The sequence below is a fragment of the Microbispora sp. NPDC049633 genome (assembly GCF_040675265.1).
GTDB lineage: Bacteria > Actinomycetota > Actinomycetes > Streptosporangiales > Streptosporangiaceae > Microbispora > Microbispora maris.
In genome coordinates this window covers 1-15,183 of the sequence record NZ_JBFAOO010000056.1, presented here as the reverse complement: position 1 = coordinate 15,183, position 15,183 = coordinate 1, and the positions used below count along the sequence as shown (strand labels likewise).

The window sequence follows — 15,183 nt, the reverse complement described above, 5'->3', positions numbered from 1 at the left end:
GCTACGAGACCGGCTCTTCGCCTCCGGTGTCGCCGGTGGTGGCCATGCCGCCCTCGGTCACGGCGGCCTCGTCGTCGTCGCCGTCCGCGCCGAGCGCGCCGCCGATCGCGGCGATGGCGTGCACGAGGCGCACGCCCGAGCCGTCGCGGCGGCCCAGCTCCTCCGGCAGCGGCACCGGCTTTCCGGTCGAGGAGACGGCCTTCACCGGGGCCGGGCCGGCGTAGGCGAGCAGCAGGACGTCCTCGCCCTTCAGGAAGCGCTGAGCGCGGACGCCGCCGGTCGCCCGGCCCTTCGGCGGGAAATCGGCGTAGTCGGAAACCTTGCCCGCGCCCATCTGGGTGCCGGGCAGGGCGGTCGAGGAGCCGGCGACTGTCACCACACGCGCCTCACGGGCCGGATCGACCACGCCGAAGAAGACCACCTTCGCGTCGCCGTCGAGGCGCACGCCGGCCATGCCGCCGGCCGGGCGTCCCTGCGGTCGTACGGCCGAGGCGGGGAAGCGCAGCAGCTGCGCGTCGCTGGTGATGAAGACCAGGTCGTGGTCGGCGGAGGTCAGCTCGGCGGCGCCGACCACCACGTCGCCGTCGCGCAGGCCGATCACCTCGAACTCGTCGCGGTTGACGGGATATTCGGGCACGACCCGCTTGACCACGCCCTGGCTGGTGCCGAGCGCGAGGCCCGGGCCGTCCGGGTCGAGCGAGCCCAGGCCGACGACCTTCTCGTCCGGTTCGAGCGAGACGTACTCCGACACCGGGTGCCCGCCCGCCAGCGTGGGCGGGTTGGCCGAGGGCGGCAGCGCGGGCAGGTCGAGCACCGAGACCCGGATCAACCGGCCCTTGGAAGTCACCACGCCCACCTCGCCGCGTACGGTCGAGCGGACCACCGACACGAGCACGTCGTGCGCCGTGCGCTCGCCCTCGCCGGAGATCGGCGTGGCATCGGTCGTACGGGCGAGCAGGCCGGTGGACGACAGCAGCACCAGGCAGGGATCGTCGGGCACCTCCAGCGGCACGACGGCGCTCCTGGCGGCCTCCGACGACTCGAGCAGGACCGTGCGCCGCGGCGTGCCGTACGTCTTGGCCACCTCGGCCAGCTCGGACGACACGACCTTGCGCAGCCGGTCCTCCGAGCCGAGGATCTCGTTCAGCTCGGCGATGTCGGCCAGGAGCCGCTCCTTCTCCCGGTCGAGCTCCAGCTTGTCGTAGCGGGTCAGGCGGCGCAGCGGGGTGTCGAGGATGTAGTTGGCCTGGATCTCGCTCAGCTCGAAGGTCTCCATGAGCCGCGCGCGGGCCTGCGCCGTGTCGTCCGAGTTCCGGATGACCCGGATGACCTGGTCGATGTTGAGCAGCGCGATGATGAGGCCGTCGACGAGGTGAAGCCGTTCCTCGCGCTTGCGCAGCCGGTACGCCGAGCGCCTGCGCACGACGTCGAGCCGGTGGTCCACGTAGACCGACAGCAGCTCGCGCAGGCCGAGCGTGCGCGGCTGGCCGTCGACGAGGGCGACGTTGTTGATGCCGAAGGTCTCCTCCATCGGCGTCAGCCGGTAGAGCTCCTCCAGCACGGCCTCGGGGTTGAAGCCGTTCTTGACCTCGACGACCAGGCGCAGGCCCTTGTGCCGGTCGGTCAGGTCCTTGAGGTCGGCGATGCCGGTGAGCTTCTTGGCGTTCACCAGCTCCTTGATCTTGGTGACCACCCGCTCGGGGCCCACGTTGAACGGCAGCTCGGTGACGACGATGCCCTTGCGGCGCGGGGTGACCTGCTCGATCGTGACCTTGGCCCGCATCTTGAAGGTGCCGCGGCCGGTCTCGTACGCGTCCCTGACGCCGCCCAGGCCGATGATCGTGCCGCCGGTCGGCAGGTCGGGGCCGGGGACGAAGCGCATGAGCTCGTCCAGTGTGGCGGTCGGCTTCCTGATCAGGTAGCGGGCCGCCGCGATGACCTCGCCGAGGTTGTGCGGGGCCATGTTGGTGGCCATGCCGACCGCGATGCCGGAGGCGCCGTTGACCAGCAGGTTGGGGAACGCCGACGGCATGACCGACGGCTCGGTCTCCTGGCCGTCGTAGTTGGGCTTGAAGTCGACGGTGTCCTCGTCGATCGACTGCACCATGAGCATGGCGGCCGGGGCGAGGCGGGCCTCGGTGTACCGCATCGCGGCCGGCAGGTCGTCGGGAGATCCGAAGTTGCCGTGCCCGTCCACCAGCGGCAGGCGCATCGAGAACGGCTGCGCGAGCCGTACGAGCGCGTCGTAGATGGCCGAGTCGCCGTGCGGGTGGAGCTTGCCCATCACCTCGCCGACGACGCGGGAGGACTTGACGTGTCCGCGGTCGGGCCGCAGGCCCATCTCGCTCATGGAGTAGAGGATGCGGCGCTGCACGGGCTTGAGGCCGTCGCGCGCGTCGGGCAGCGCGCGCTGGTAGATCACCGAGTAGGCGTACTCAAGGAAGCTCGTCCGCATCTCCGCGGAGACGTCGATGTCGACGATCCGCTCCTCGAAGTCCTCGTCCGGCGGGGGTGTCGTCGTGCGTCGGGCCATGTCGTGGTTTCCTGCGTGTCGAGGAGCCGGGCCCCGGCCCGTCGGAGCCGGGGAAGGTCAACGTCGGTGGTGCGTCTCTCGAACATTCTGCCGAGAGTTCACCCTGTTCGCGACTCACACCATATCGCCGGGCCCGCGCCCGCCGTCCCGGCTTCCCCGACGGGACAGCCCTTGCGGCCCCCGGGACGGTCAGTCGCGGGGACCGGCGCCGGGCCAGGGGCCGGGCGTCTCGCCCTCGTCCTCGTCACCCGGGACGTTGAGCTTCTCGTCGTAGATCCGGAAGCCGCGTGCCTTGTAGTTCGCCAGCGCCGCCGGTCCGTCGAGCGAGCAGGTGTGCACCCAGACCCGCCGCGTGGCCTCCCGCCCCGGCCAGCGCTCGGCGAGGTCCCAGGCGCGTGCCGCGGCCTCGCCCAGCAACCACCCGCCGAGGCCCTGCCCGATCGCGTACGGCAGCAGCCCGAAGTTGACGATCTCGACCGTGCCGTCGTCCTGGGCCCCCAGTTCGGCGTACCCGGCGGGGGTGCCGCGCACCCAGGCCACCCAGGTCTCGACGCCCGGCCGGTCGAGCCAGTCCTTCCACTGCTTCCAGGTCCACGGCAGCCGGCTGGTCCACTGCCAGTCGCCGCCCACCGCGGTGTAGAGGAAGCGGCTGAACTCCGGGCTGGGGACCTCGGCGCGGACGACCTGCGCGGGGAGCGCGGGCGGCCGGCCCGGCCGGAGGTCTGCGGGGCTGGTCTGTTCGAGATACCAAGTGGTCACGTCCATAACGGGAGACATCCAACCACGTCGCCCGTACGGGCCGGTGCGGTCGCTTCGCCGTCGCGGCGGAAACGGTCGGCCGGACCTGGTACCAATGGGCGGGTGAGCGAAGAAGAGGTGACGCTGCGGGAAGAGGCCGAGGCCCGGCTGCGGGCGCTCGCCGGCGATCACGCGCGGCTGCGCGACGACCAGTGGGCCGCGATCAAGGCCCTGGTCATGGACCGCAGACGCGCGCTGGTGGTGCAGCGCACCGGCTGGGGGAAGTCGGCCGTCTACTTCATCGCGACCGCGCTGCTGCGCGAGCTCGGCGAGGGGCCCACGGTCATCGTCTCCCCGCTCCTGGCGCTCATGCGCAACCAGATCGCCGCGGCCGAGCGGGCCGGCATCCACGCCGAGACGATCAACTCCGCCAACCCCGAGGAGTGGGAGAAGGTCTACGGCCAGGTCGCCGAGGGCGCGGTCGACGTGCTGCTGGTCAGCCCCGAGCGGCTGAACAATCCCGACTTCCGCGACAACGTGCTGCCCGAGCTGGCCGGCAGCGCGGGGCTGCTGGTGATCGACGAGGCCCACTGCATCTCCGACTGGGGCCACGACTTCCGGCCCGACTACCGCAGGCTCCGCACGCTGCTGGCCGAGCTGCCGCCGGGCATCCCCGTGCTGGCCACGACGGCCACGGCGAACGCCCGGGTCACCCGTGACGTCGCCGAGCAGCTCGCCGTCACCCAGGAGTGGGACGAACTGCCCGGGGGCGAGGTGTTCGTCCTGCGCGGTCCGCTGGAGCGCGAGAGCCTCCACCTGAGCGTCGTACGGCTGGGCGGCGCGGACCAGCGGCTCGCCTGGCTGGCCAGGACGCTGCACGAGCTGCCGGGCTCCGGCATCGTCTACACGCTGACCGTCGCGGCGGCCCAGGAGATCGCGGCATACCTGCGCGAGCAGGGGCACACCGTCGTGGCGTACACCGGCCAGACCGAGCCGGCGGACCGGCTGGCGGCCGAGGAGGACCTGCTCGGCAACCGGGTCAAGGCGCTGGTGGCGACCTCGGCGCTCGGGATGGGCTTCGACAAGCCCGACCTGGGCTTCGTGGTCCACGTGGGCGCGCCCGCCTCGCCGGTGGCCTACTACCAGCAGGTGGGCCGGGCCGGCCGCGGCGTCGAGCGGGCCGAGGTCATCCTGCTGCCCGGCCCCGAGGACCGGGAGATCTGGGCCTACTTCGCCTCGCTCGCCTTCCCGCCGGAGGGCGTGGTCAGGGCCACGCTGGAGGCGCTGGCCGAGGGGGGAGTGCTGTCCACCGCCGCGCTGGAGACGAGGGTCGACCTCAGCCGGAGCCGGCTGGAGATGATGCTCAAGGTGCTCGACGTGGACGGCGCCGTACGCCGGGTCAAGGGCGGCTGGGAGGCCACCGGCGAGCCGTGGAGCTACGACGCCGAGCGTTACGCCCGGGTGACCGCCGAGCGCCGGGCGGAGCAGGAGGCGATGCTCGGATACATCGCGACCACCGAGTGCCGGGAGCAGTACCTGCGCCGTCACCTCGACGACGAGTCGGCGACACCGTGTGGCAGGTGTGACAACTGCACCGGCGCCCACCGTTCCGCCGAGGTGCCGGACGAGGCCGTCCGGTCCGCGCACGAGCGCCTCGCGCGCCCCGGCGTCGAGATCGAGCCGCGCCGCCAGTGGCCGACCGGCCTGCCGGACCTGAAGGGCCGGATCAAGCCGGAGCTGGGGGCGGAGCCGGGCCGCGCGCTCGGCCGTCTGACCGACATCGGCTGGGGCACCCGGCTGCGCGAGCTGTTCGCGGCGGGGGACGGCCCGGTCCCCGACGACGTGTTCGCGGCCGTGATCGAGGTGCTGAAGTCGTGGGAGTGGGAGCGGCGCCCGGTGGCGGTGGTCGCGTTGCCGTCGGGCACGCGGCCGCTCCTGGTCGGATCGCTCGCCGAGCGGCTCGCCCAGGTCGGCCGGCTGGAGCATCTCGGGACGCTCGGCTACCGCAGCGGGCCGCCCGCGGCCAGGCACAACAGCGCCCAGCGGGTGGCGGCGATCCGGGGGACGCTCGCGATGCCGCGTGACGTCGCCGCGAGGATCGCGGCGGCGGGCGGGCCGGTGCTTCTGGTGGACGACCGCGTCGACACCGGATGGACGATGGCGCTGGCCGCCGCCCAGATCCGTCACGCCGGGGCGCCCGCCGTGCTGCCCCTGGCCCTCGCCGTCACGAACTGAGCGACTCCCGAGCCCGGCCCGGGGCCGGACCTCGCGCCCCTGACGCGCGGGGGCGGCGAGCCGGGATTCGGCTCCGGGACGGGCCAGGGTGAGGTCAGGGTGATCGCCCCATCCCGGGGCGGGGCCCGATCACCACACTTGTCGCCATGAGATCACTTGTTGCGGCTCCGGCCCTGGTCGGCGCGTACGGCGTCGCCCGCGTCCTCGACGGTCTCGACGGCAGCCGGGGACCCGGCCCGGCCTGGACCGTGGGGCACCTGTTCTTCCTGGCGGCGTTGGTCCTCTTCGTCTGGATCTTCGGGCGGCTCCGGACGATGGCCGGCGGCGGGCTGACCGCCACGGCGGGATACGCCGCCGGTCTCGCCGGTGCGCTGGCGCTGGCCGCACAGTTCACGATCGACATCGTGGTCGGCTTCCTGTCCGCCGACCATGACGCGATGGGGCCGCACTTCGAGGCCGTCAAGGCGATCCCGGGCGTCGAACCGGCCGTCTACACCGTCGTGCCGTTGCTGTTCTACGTGGGCATGGTGACGTTGGTGGCCCGGCTGGCGTCCCAGCGGCGGGTGCCGTGGTGGAGCCCGGCGCTGGTGCTCGTGCAGGCCGTGCTCCCGCTGGCGAACAAGGACCTGATCCCGCTGGGAGCCGCGCTGCTCCTGCTGGCCTTCGTGCCGCTGATGCGCGTACGCCCCGCGCGGCCGGTCGCGCTCGCGCGCAGCCCGTTCTGAATCGGACCTTCCGAACGGGAGGGTCAGAGCCGGGGGCGGGCGCCGAGGTTGGAGATGCACCTGGCGGCGAGGGTGTTGCCCGCCGCCAGCGCCTCGGCGGCCGGCTTGCCGTCGAGCCAGACGGGCAGGAAGCCGGCGGTGAAGGCGTCGCCGGCGCCGGTGCCGTCCACCACGCGGTCGACGACCTCGCCGGGCGCCCGGACCGGCTCGGGACGGTTGTTGGAGTACCAGAGCGAGCCGTCGGCGTTGAGCTTGATCACGACCTGGGGGAACCAGGCGGTCAGCACCTTGGCCGCGGCGGCGGGGTCGTCCCTGCCGGTGAGCACCTTGGCCTGGTCGGCGTTGGCGAACAGCAGCTTCGCGCCGTCGGTCCACTCCAGGAAGGGCTCGGCGCCGGTCCGCTCCAGCGGGGCGGAGGAGGCGCAGTCCACCGAGATCGACATGCCGGCGCGCCGGGCCATGTCGAGCGCGGCGAGGCCGGCGTCGCGCGACCCCTCGTTGATCAGCGTGTAGCCGGACACGTGCAGGTGGCCGCCGGAGGCGAACAGGTCGCGCGGCAGGTCCTCGGGCGACAGCGCGGCGTTCGCGCCGGGGTCGGACAGCATGGTCCGCTCGCCCTTGTGCGTGACGAGCACGACGCAGGTGCCGGTCGGCCGCTCGGGGTCCATGACGAGCCGGGCGTCCACGCCGTACCCCATGAGCTCCATGTCGCGGTTGCGGCCGGTGATATCGGCGCCGCGGCGGCCGATGAAGGCCACCTCCGACCCCTCCACGGCGAGCCAGGAGGCGATGTTGGCGCCGGAACCGCCGCCGTGCATCGTGACGACGGCCGGGGTGTCGCTCGCCCTGGCAAGAGGGAACTTCGCGCGGGCGACCGCGTCCGTCATGAGATCGCCCACCACGACGACCCGCGTCATGATGTCACCACCTTGCCAACTGCTAGTGGAGGCGAGCCATGCCCTGGGAGGGGCGGCGTTCTCTCCGTGCTGTGAGGCTGACGTCCAGAAACCTAACAGCTTCCAGGGGCGTCGTGGGGTGGAGAGCGGACAGACGGGCACAGTCGATGCACAAGCGTTGCCCAATTCGTCTCGTCACGGCTGGTAGATCCCTTATAAGCGGTCTCGCGAGACGGGCCCGTCAGTCGTAACGAATCTCTCAATCCAGGCCAAGCCAGGCACCGCTAGCCTCGATTGCGTGGACCCTCAGTACCCCGCCCACTGGGAGGCGGACGTCGTGCTGTCGGACGGCGGCACCGCGCACGTCCGCCCGATCAGGCCGGACGACGCCGGCATGCTGCGCTCGTTCTACTCACGCCTGTCCGCGGAGTCGATCTACTTCCGCTACTTCGGGCCACGGCCGCGGCTGACCGACAAGGATGTGGTCTGGTTCACCAACGTCGACTACGACAACCGGGTCGCCCTCATCGCCACGATCGGCACCGAGATGGTCGCGGTCGTACGGTACGACCGGGTGCAGCCGCGCGACCACGCCGAGGTTGCCTTCCTCGTCGAGGACGCCCACCAGGGCAGGGGCGTGGCCTCGGTGCTGATGGAGCACCTGCGGGCCGCCGCGCGCGAGCGCGGGATCAAGACGTTCATCGCGGACGTGCTGCCGGGCAACCACCGCATGATGGGCCTGTTCCGCCAGGCGGGCTACACGGCGCAGAGCCAGTTCGAGGACGGCGTCGTACGCATGACGCTCGACCTGTCCAGCACCGAGACCGCGCTGGAGGTCCGGCTCGCCCGCGAGCATCGCGCCGAGGCGCGCTCGATCGCCCGCCTGCTGACGCCGGAGTCGGTCGCGGTCATCGGCGCGAGCCGCGAACCGGGCGGAATCGGCCAGACGGTCCTGCGCAACCTGCTCGCGGCCGACTTCACGGGGCCCGTCTACCCCGTCCACCGGCACGTACGGGCCGTGGCCGGCGTGCGGGCCTACCGCAACGTGTCCGCGATCGACGGCGAGGTGGATCTCGCCGTGCTCGCGGTCCCCGCCGAGGGCGTGCTCGAACTGGTCGAGGAGTGCGCGCGGAAGGGCGTGAAGGGCCTGGTCGTGGTCTCCTCCGGGTTCGGCGAGACCGGGCCGGAGGGCCGGGCGCGCCAGGAGGAACTGGTCCACATCGCCCGGGGATACGGCATGCGGGTGGTGGGGCCCAACTGCCTGGGCATCGCCAACACCGACCCCGCCGTCCGGCTCAACGCGACGCTCGCGGCGACCCTGCCGGGGCGGGGGAGGGTCGGGTTCTTCAGCCAGTCGGGCGCGCTCGGCACCGCCCTGCTGCAGCGGGTGGCGCAGCGCGGCATGGGCATCTCGACGTTCGTCTCGGCCGGCAACCGCGCCGACGTCTCCGGAAACGACCTCCTCCAGTACTGGGAGGAGGACCCCGCGACCGACGTGATCCTGCTGTATCTGGAGTCCATCGGGAACCCGCGCAAATTCACCCGGCTGGCCCGGCGGATCTCCCGGTCCAAGCCGATCGTGGTGGTCAAGTCGCGCGGCGTCCCCGGCGGGCATCGCGCGCCGGTGCTCGCCCTGCCCGACACCGCGCTCAGCTCGCTGTTCGCGCAGGCCGGGGTCATCCGGGTGGACGACCTGGTGCAGCTGTTCGACGTCGCCGAACTCCTGGCGCACCAGCCGCTGCCGGCCGGACCCCGGGTGGGCGTGGTCGGCAACTCCGACGCGCTCACGCTGCTCGCCGAGGAGGCCTGCGCCGGCGCGGGCCTGGAGCCGCGCCCGCCGGTCAACCTCGGCGCCCAGGCGGGGGCGGGCGAGTTCGCCGAGGCGCTGCGGAGCGTGCTGCCCGAGGTGGACGCCGCCGTCGCGATCTACATGCCGCCGATCCCGGGCGACTGCCGCGAGGTGGCCGAGGCGCTGCTGGAGGCCGCTCGGGAGTCGGGAAAGCCGGTGCTGGCCACCTTCCAGGGACAACTGGGCATGCCGCCGGAGCTGCGGGTGCCGGGCGGCCCGGGCGACGAGTCCCCCCAGCGGGGGTCGATCCCGTCGTACCCCGCCCCGGAGGAGGCCGTCCGCGCGCTGGCCCACGTGGTGCGTTACGCCCACTGGCGCCGGCAGCCCCCGGGCACGGTCCCGTACGTCGAGGGGATCGACACGGCGGCGGCGCGGCGGATCGTCGACGCCGAGCTCGCCGGCGAGGGGGCGGACGGCGAGGAGCGGGAGATCGACGCGACGGCGCTGCTGGCCTGCCACGGCATCGAGGTGTGGCCGGCGCACGTCGCGGCCGACGCCGATGAGGCCGTCGTCACCGCCGAGCGGATCGGCTGGCCCGTCGTGGTCAAGTCGGCGGACCCCGAGGACGCCCGCCGCGCCGGCACCGTGCGCATCGGCCTCGCCGAGCCCGCCGGGGTCCGGCAGGCGTACGCGGACCTCGCGGCCCTGCTCGGGCCGGACACCCCGCTCGCGGTGCAGCGCATGGCGCCGCAGCCCTCGGTGCCGACCGTCGTCGGCGTTACCCAGGACCGCTACTTCGGCGCGGTCGTCACGTTCGGCCTCGGCGAGGTCACCGCCCGGCTGCTCGGCGACCAGGCCTACCGCCTCGCGCCGCTCACCGCCGAGGACGCGGCGGGGCTGGTGCGGTCGGTCCGCGCCGCGCCGCTGCTGTTCGGCGAGTACGGCTACCAGGCGGTGGCCGTGGAGGCGCTGGAGGAGCTGCTGGTGCGCGTGGGGCTGCTGGCCGACGCCCTGCCCGAGGTCGCCCGGATGGACCTCGACCAGGTCCTGGTGAGCGCGACGGGCGTGGCCGTGCTCGGGGCGCGGGCCGTCCTGCGGCCGGTCACGGCGCTGCGCCCCGACGTCGGCCCCCGGCGGCTGAGCTGATCGGCCGGGCGCCGGGACCCGGACGGAAAACCCGTACCGCCGGGGTGTGAAACAGGTGTCCCTTACAGGGCAGGATGGATCCATGAGGGAAACCCGAGTCTCCGCCGCGGGCTTGCGCGAGGCCATAGATCGCAGCGGCTACTACCCGGATCTGGTGGCCGACGCCGTCGACTCCGCGCTCGGCAACGAGCAGGTCACGGCGTACGTCGTGCATCACGAGGCCACGTTCGACCCGGCGATGGAGGTGCGCAGGCACGTCACGGTCCTGGTCCTTTCGCCCACCCGGCTGCTGGTCTGCCACACCGACGAGCACCCGCCCGCCGAGGGCATGCCCGCCTCGCACGCCTCCACCACCACCGAGGCGGTGCGGCTGAGCCGCATCCAGTCGGTCGCCGTGACCAGGGTCGTGCCCGACCCCGCGTCGTACGTGCCGGGCGTCCCCCCGACGGAGGTCACGCTGACGATCGGCTGGGGCGCGATCTCCCACGTCGATCTCGAACCGGCGACCTGCGGCGACGAGAACTGCGAGGCCGACCACGGCTACACCGGCGCGATCACGGCCGACGACCTGTCCCTCCGGGTCAGCGAGGCGGCCGACGGCCCCGAGGCCGTCACCCACGTGCTGGCCTTCGCGAAGGCCCTGTCGGAGGCCACCGCCACGACGGCGACTTCCTGACCGCCCTCCTCGAGCCGCCGGGAGGCGACGTGAGCGACCCCCAGCCCCCCGCGACGTCTGCAGTGACGCCCTCGGGAACGTCGTCCACCGCGTCTCCCGTTGTGCCGCCGGCCACGCCCGTGCCGTACGTGCCCGCGTACGGCACGGCCTCGCTGGCCGATCTGCCGGGCTCGCTGCTCGCCTCCCTCGGGCTGCCGGGCGCCGCGAGGCTGGCGCTGGAGCCGGCCGCCCGGGTGTGCCTGTTCCTCGTGGACGGCCTCGGGGCCGAGCTCCTGGCCGCGCATCCGGGCGCCGCGCCGTTCCTGTCGGCCCACCTGCGCGGGACGCTCACGGCCGGCTTCCCCTCCTCGACCCCGACCAGTCTGGCCACCCTGGGCACCGGCGCCGATCCCGGGGAGCACGGCATGATCGGCATCCAGATGGCCGTCCCGGGGGAGGGGCGGCTGTTCAACTGCCTGCGCTGGACGGCACCCGGCCCGCCGATCGACCCGGACGTGTGGCAGCCCGTGCCGACCGTCTACGAACGCATGGCGGCGGCCGGGGTCGATCCCGTCTACGTGGCGCCCGCCTCGTTCGACGGCACCGGACTGACCCGCGCCGTCTACCGGGGGATGCGCCACCGGGCGGCCGAGACCCCCGGCGAGCGCGTCGAGGCGGTGCGGCAGGCGATGCGCGAGAGCGGGTTCGTCACCGTCTACTACGGCGACGTCGACCGCGTGGGGCATTTCCACGGGTGGGGCAGCGGGGAGTGGCTCGAGAAGCTCGCCGTGGCCGACCGCATGGCCGAGCGCATCGCAGAAGGCCTGCCGCCGGGGGCGGTCCTGTACGTCACGGCCGACCACGGCATGGTCAACGCCGCCGACAAGGTCGACGTGGATCTCCGCCCCGACCTGCGGGAGGGCGTGCTCATGCTGGGCGGTGAGGCCCGCGTGCGCCACGTCTACACCTCCCCCGGCGCGGCGGATGCGGTGCTGGAGACCTGGCGGGAGGCCCTGCGCGGGCGCGCCTGGGTGGTCACCCGCGAGGAGGCCGTCGCCGCGGGCTGGTTCGGCCGCCGCGTCCGCCGCGAGTGGCTCGGCCGGGTCGGAGACGTGGTGGCCGTGCCGTACGGCGAGTGCGTGATCGTGGCCTCGGCCGACGAGCCGGTCGAGTCGTCGATGATCGGCTACCACGGCTCGCTGACCTCCGCCGAGCAGAACGTCCCGCTGGTGGAGATCCGCCGCTGACGCCTTCCTCGAGATCCGTCGCTGACGCCCGTTCGCGAGATCGCCGGGGGGCGCCGGCGGCGGGGATGCGCCGACGCCGGCCCGCCGCACGGCACAATGGCTGCGGCACCGTCCGACACCGAGCCGAAGGCGAGGAGATGGCATGAGCCCGCTGATCACTCCTGAGGAGCTCGCCGCGATCGGCGAGGCCGTGATCCTCGACGTCCGGTGGCGGCTGGGTGGACCGCCCGGCATCGAGGCGTACCGCGAGGGCCACGTCCCCGGCGCGGTCTTCTGCGCCCTCGACGCCGATCTCGCCGCCCCGCCCGGACCGGCCGGACGGCATCCGCTGCCCGCGCCGGAGGCGTTCCAGGAGGCGATGCGCCGCCTCGGGGTGTCGCAGGACCGGCCGGTGGTCGTCTACGACGAGGCCGACTCGACGGCGGCGGCCAGGGCCTGGTGGACGCTGCGTTACTTCGGCCACGGCGACGTGCGCGTCCTCGACGGCGGGCTGCGGGCCTGGACGCGGGCCGGGCTGCCGGTGACCAAGGAGGAGGGGCCCGTGCGGCGCGGTGACTTCACGGCGCGGCCGGGAGGGATGCCGGTGCTCGACGCGGGCGGGGCCGCCGCGCTGGCGGCCGACGGCGTGCTGCTCGACGCCAGGGCGGCCGAGCGCTACCGGGGCGAGGTGGAGCCGATGGACCCGGTCGCCGGGCACATCCCCGGCGCGGTCAGCGCTCCGACCGGTGAGAACGTCGAGCCCGGCGGGCGGTTCCACGCCAGGGAGTTCCTGCGTGAGCGCTTCAACAGCCTCGGCGCGGTCGAGGGCGTGCCCGTCGGCGCGTACTGCGGGTCCGGGGTCACGGCCGCCCACCAGGTGCTCGCGCTGGAGATCGCCGGGCTGCCGGCGGCCCTGTACGTCGGCTCGTGGTCCAACTGGGTCGCCGATCCCGGCAGGCCCGTCGCCACCGGCTGACGGGCCTCACGCTGTGGTCCCGGCGGGGAGGGGTCAGGACCCGTGGGCGGGAGCCGCGCCGACCCAACGGCGATAGGCGTCCATGTCGACGTTGCTGCCGCACACCACGGTGACCACGTGCCGGCCGGCGAAGCGGTCGCGATTCTCGAGGATCGCCGCGATGCCGAGCGCGGCCGACGGTTCGACGACGAGGCCGGCGTGGTCGAGGAGCATCCGCATGCCGGCGATGATCGACGCCTCCCGGACCAGCACGCAGTCGTCGGCGACCACGAGGAGGTCGTCCAGGACGGCCCGGATGGGACGCCGGCTGGCGACGCCGTCGGCGATGGTGTCGGCCGAGTCGGTGGTGACGACGCGCCGTCGGCGCCACGAGTGTGTCATCGCCGGTGCGCCCAGCGGCTGGACGCAGATCACCTCGACTCCGGGCGCCGAGGACTTCACCATGTGACCCACACCGGTGGCCAGCGCCCCGCCGCCGAGAGCGATCAGGATGGTGTCGAACGAGGGCGCGGTGTCCGTCAGCTCCAGGCCGATGGTCGCCGCGCCTTCGCAGGTCTCGATGTCCAGGCTGTCTTCGACCAGGCGGATGCCGTCGTGGCGCGCGATGGCCGCCGCCCGCTCGCGAGCCGTGTCGAAGTCGCCGTCCACCAGCTCCAGCCTGGCGTCCAAGGCACGGATGCGATCGAGCTTGGCCGCCGGCGCGAAGCGGGATGCCACGACGGTGACGTCGAGCCCCCGGCCGCGACCGGACCAGGCGAGGGCCTGGCCGAGGTTGCCCGCGCTGGCGCACACCACGGCCCGCGAGCCGTTCCCCGCGAGCAGGCTCGCGATCACCTCGGTGCCCCGGGCCTTGAAGCTGCGCACCGGGTTCGCCGTTTCGAGCTTGACGCTCACCGCGCACCCGAGGACGGGCTCCAGCGCCTCGCAGCGGTAGAGCGGAGTGTCGAGGAAGAGCGGGTCGATCACATGGCGGGCCGCCCGGATCCGAGCGGTGTCGAGGCGCGTCTGCTGCACGGCACAGCAGCGTAGCCCCGTGGGCGCTGTCCGGTCCGGTGCGAACGCCCGGCGGCCGGTTGCCGTACGCGGAGGCGAGGCGCCGGCGGAGAGGGCGTGCCGTGCGGCGACGGGACGGGGCGTGGGGGTCAGCCGGTGCCGAAGGGCGCGTCGCCGGAGCCGAAGCACACGAAGCCCGGCACGGCCGTCTTCTCGGCCGCCCGGGCGAGCGCCTCGGCGGGGGATCGGCCCTCGGCCAGCAGCGTGTGGAAGAGCGTCATGAGCGCCAGAGCCTCGTCGTCGCGCACCGGCACGACCCCGGCCACCACGCACCCCGCCACTCCGGTGTGCGCGGCGCGGTCGAGGAAGGCCCCGGCGAGGCCCAGCGCCGCGCCGTCCACCGGGGCGTGCGCCATCCCGGCGTCGCAGGCCGACAGCACGACGAGGCGGGGGATCCGCCGCGCGGTCAGCAGGTCGTAGGCCATGAGCGGCCCGTCGTCCAGCGTGATCCGCGACAGCATGGGCCCGCGCGGGGTGAACATCCCGTGGGCGGCGACGTGGAGCACGTCGGCCAGCTCCAGCGCGCGGAGCACCTCCGCCCTGGTGGCGCCGGCGCGCCGCGCCCGCGCGTGCGCGGCGACGACCATGTCGGCCTCGGCGGCGGCGTGGTCGAGCCCAGGTCCCGCGACCGACAGCACCACAGGGGCGCCGGCCGGGCCGGGGCGCGGGGCGAGCCACCCGGTGGCGTCGGCCGCCACCGACACCGGCCGCCCGCGCAGCGAGGGAAGCAGTGGCCAGGGCAGCGTGCACAGCGCTCCGGTGGGCACGACCGTCACCGGCCCGCCGGGCGGGCTCCCCGCGCAGGTGAGCGTGCCGGGACCGGACAGGAGAACGCGGTCGAGCGCGGACAGCTCGCGGACGACCGCCCCGCCGGCCGCTCCGTGGCGGGCGTCCGTGTCGCCGGAGGTATCGCGGAGGTTGCGGCGGCGCAGGCCGTACCGGATGCGGACGGTCGCCTCCACCGCGGCCTGGTAGGAGCCGAGCGCGCGCAGCGCACACCCTTCCGGGCCGGCCGTGACGGCGAACAGGTCGTCGCCGCGCCGCACCAGCTCCACCAGGATCCCCGCCCCGGCGGGCGGGGCGCCGGGAGCCCGGAACGCGGGAGCCGCCGCGCCGCGCACGACCGCCCGGCACCGTTCGGCCCATTCGAGCACCGGCTGGGCGTCTCCCGTCCGCCCGGCCCGGTCGAGGGCGATCTCCCGGCCGAACGC

At 73.9% G+C, this 15,183-nt stretch carries 11 protein-coding genes; 6 read left to right on the top strand and 5 right to left on the bottom strand.

What is annotated here, in order from left to right; translation table 11 throughout:
- Position 1: 1 nt before the first annotated feature.
- Together AB0J39_RS17080 and AB0J39_RS17075 are read right to left on the bottom strand one after the other, a co-directional pair.
- Positions 2–2,533: a DNA topoisomerase IV subunit A gene (locus tag AB0J39_RS17080; RefSeq protein ID WP_363465353.1), complete on the bottom strand. Its 2,532-nt coding sequence runs from the start codon at positions 2,531–2,533 to the stop codon at positions 2–4.
- A gap of 189 nt (positions 2,534–2,722) precedes the next feature.
- Positions 2,723–3,298, bottom strand: coding sequence for a GNAT family N-acetyltransferase (locus tag AB0J39_RS17075; RefSeq protein WP_363465350.1), 576 nt, complete (start codon positions 3,296–3,298; stop codon positions 2,723–2,725).
- Positions 3,299–3,394: 96 nt separating this feature from the next.
- On the opposite strand from AB0J39_RS17075, the gene AB0J39_RS17070 reads away from it, so the two are divergent.
- Together AB0J39_RS17070 and AB0J39_RS17065 are read left to right on the top strand one after the other, a co-directional pair.
- Entirely contained in the window at positions 3,395–5,506 is a 2,112-nt protein-coding gene (locus AB0J39_RS17070) for a RecQ family ATP-dependent DNA helicase (RefSeq protein WP_363465347.1), read from the top strand.
- Positions 5,507–5,652: 146 nt separating this feature from the next.
- The gene (locus AB0J39_RS17065) at positions 5,653–6,231 is read left to right on the top strand and encodes a hypothetical protein (RefSeq protein WP_363465345.1); all 579 of its coding nucleotides are present in this window, start codon (positions 5,653–5,655) and stop codon (positions 6,229–6,231) included.
- 23 nt (positions 6,232–6,254) lie between these two features.
- Here AB0J39_RS17065 and AB0J39_RS17060 read toward each other — a convergent pair whose 3' ends face one another.
- The gene (locus tag AB0J39_RS17060; protein ID WP_363465342.1) at positions 6,255–7,148 is read right to left on the bottom strand and encodes a sugar kinase; all 894 of its coding nucleotides are present in this window, start codon (positions 7,146–7,148) and stop codon (positions 6,255–6,257) included.
- 277 nt (positions 7,149–7,425) lie between these two features.
- Here AB0J39_RS17060 and AB0J39_RS17055 point away from each other — a divergent pair, with 277 nt between their 5' ends.
- The 4 genes from AB0J39_RS17055 (at position 7,426) to AB0J39_RS17040 (ending at position 12,919) form a co-directional block, all read left to right on the top strand.
- On the top strand, positions 7,426–10,062 hold the full coding sequence (locus AB0J39_RS17055) for a GNAT family N-acetyltransferase (RefSeq protein WP_363465339.1): 2,637 nt from the start codon (positions 7,426–7,428) through the stop codon (positions 10,060–10,062).
- Positions 10,063–10,144: 82 nt separating this feature from the next.
- Entirely contained in the window at positions 10,145–10,738 is a 594-nt protein-coding gene (locus tag AB0J39_RS17050) for a DUF5998 family protein (RefSeq protein ID WP_363465336.1), read from the top strand.
- 29 nt (positions 10,739–10,767) lie between these two features.
- The gene (locus AB0J39_RS17045) at positions 10,768–11,964 is read left to right on the top strand and encodes a nucleotide pyrophosphatase/phosphodiesterase family protein (protein ID WP_363465333.1); all 1,197 of its coding nucleotides are present in this window, start codon (positions 10,768–10,770) and stop codon (positions 11,962–11,964) included.
- 142 nt (positions 11,965–12,106) lie between these two features.
- On the top strand, positions 12,107–12,919 hold the full coding sequence (locus AB0J39_RS17040) for a sulfurtransferase (protein WP_363465330.1): 813 nt from the start codon (positions 12,107–12,109) through the stop codon (positions 12,917–12,919).
- A 33-nt stretch (positions 12,920–12,952) separates the two neighbouring features.
- Here AB0J39_RS17040 and AB0J39_RS17035 read toward each other — a convergent pair whose 3' ends face one another.
- Positions 12,953–13,933, bottom strand: coding sequence for a pyridoxal-phosphate dependent enzyme (locus AB0J39_RS17035; RefSeq protein ID WP_363465327.1), 981 nt, complete (start codon positions 13,931–13,933; stop codon positions 12,953–12,955).
- Between the two features lie 128 nt (positions 13,934–14,061).
- Positions 14,062–15,183 (bottom strand): CHAT domain-containing protein (locus AB0J39_RS17030; RefSeq protein ID WP_363465324.1); only part of this gene is annotated, 1,122 nt, incomplete at its 5' end.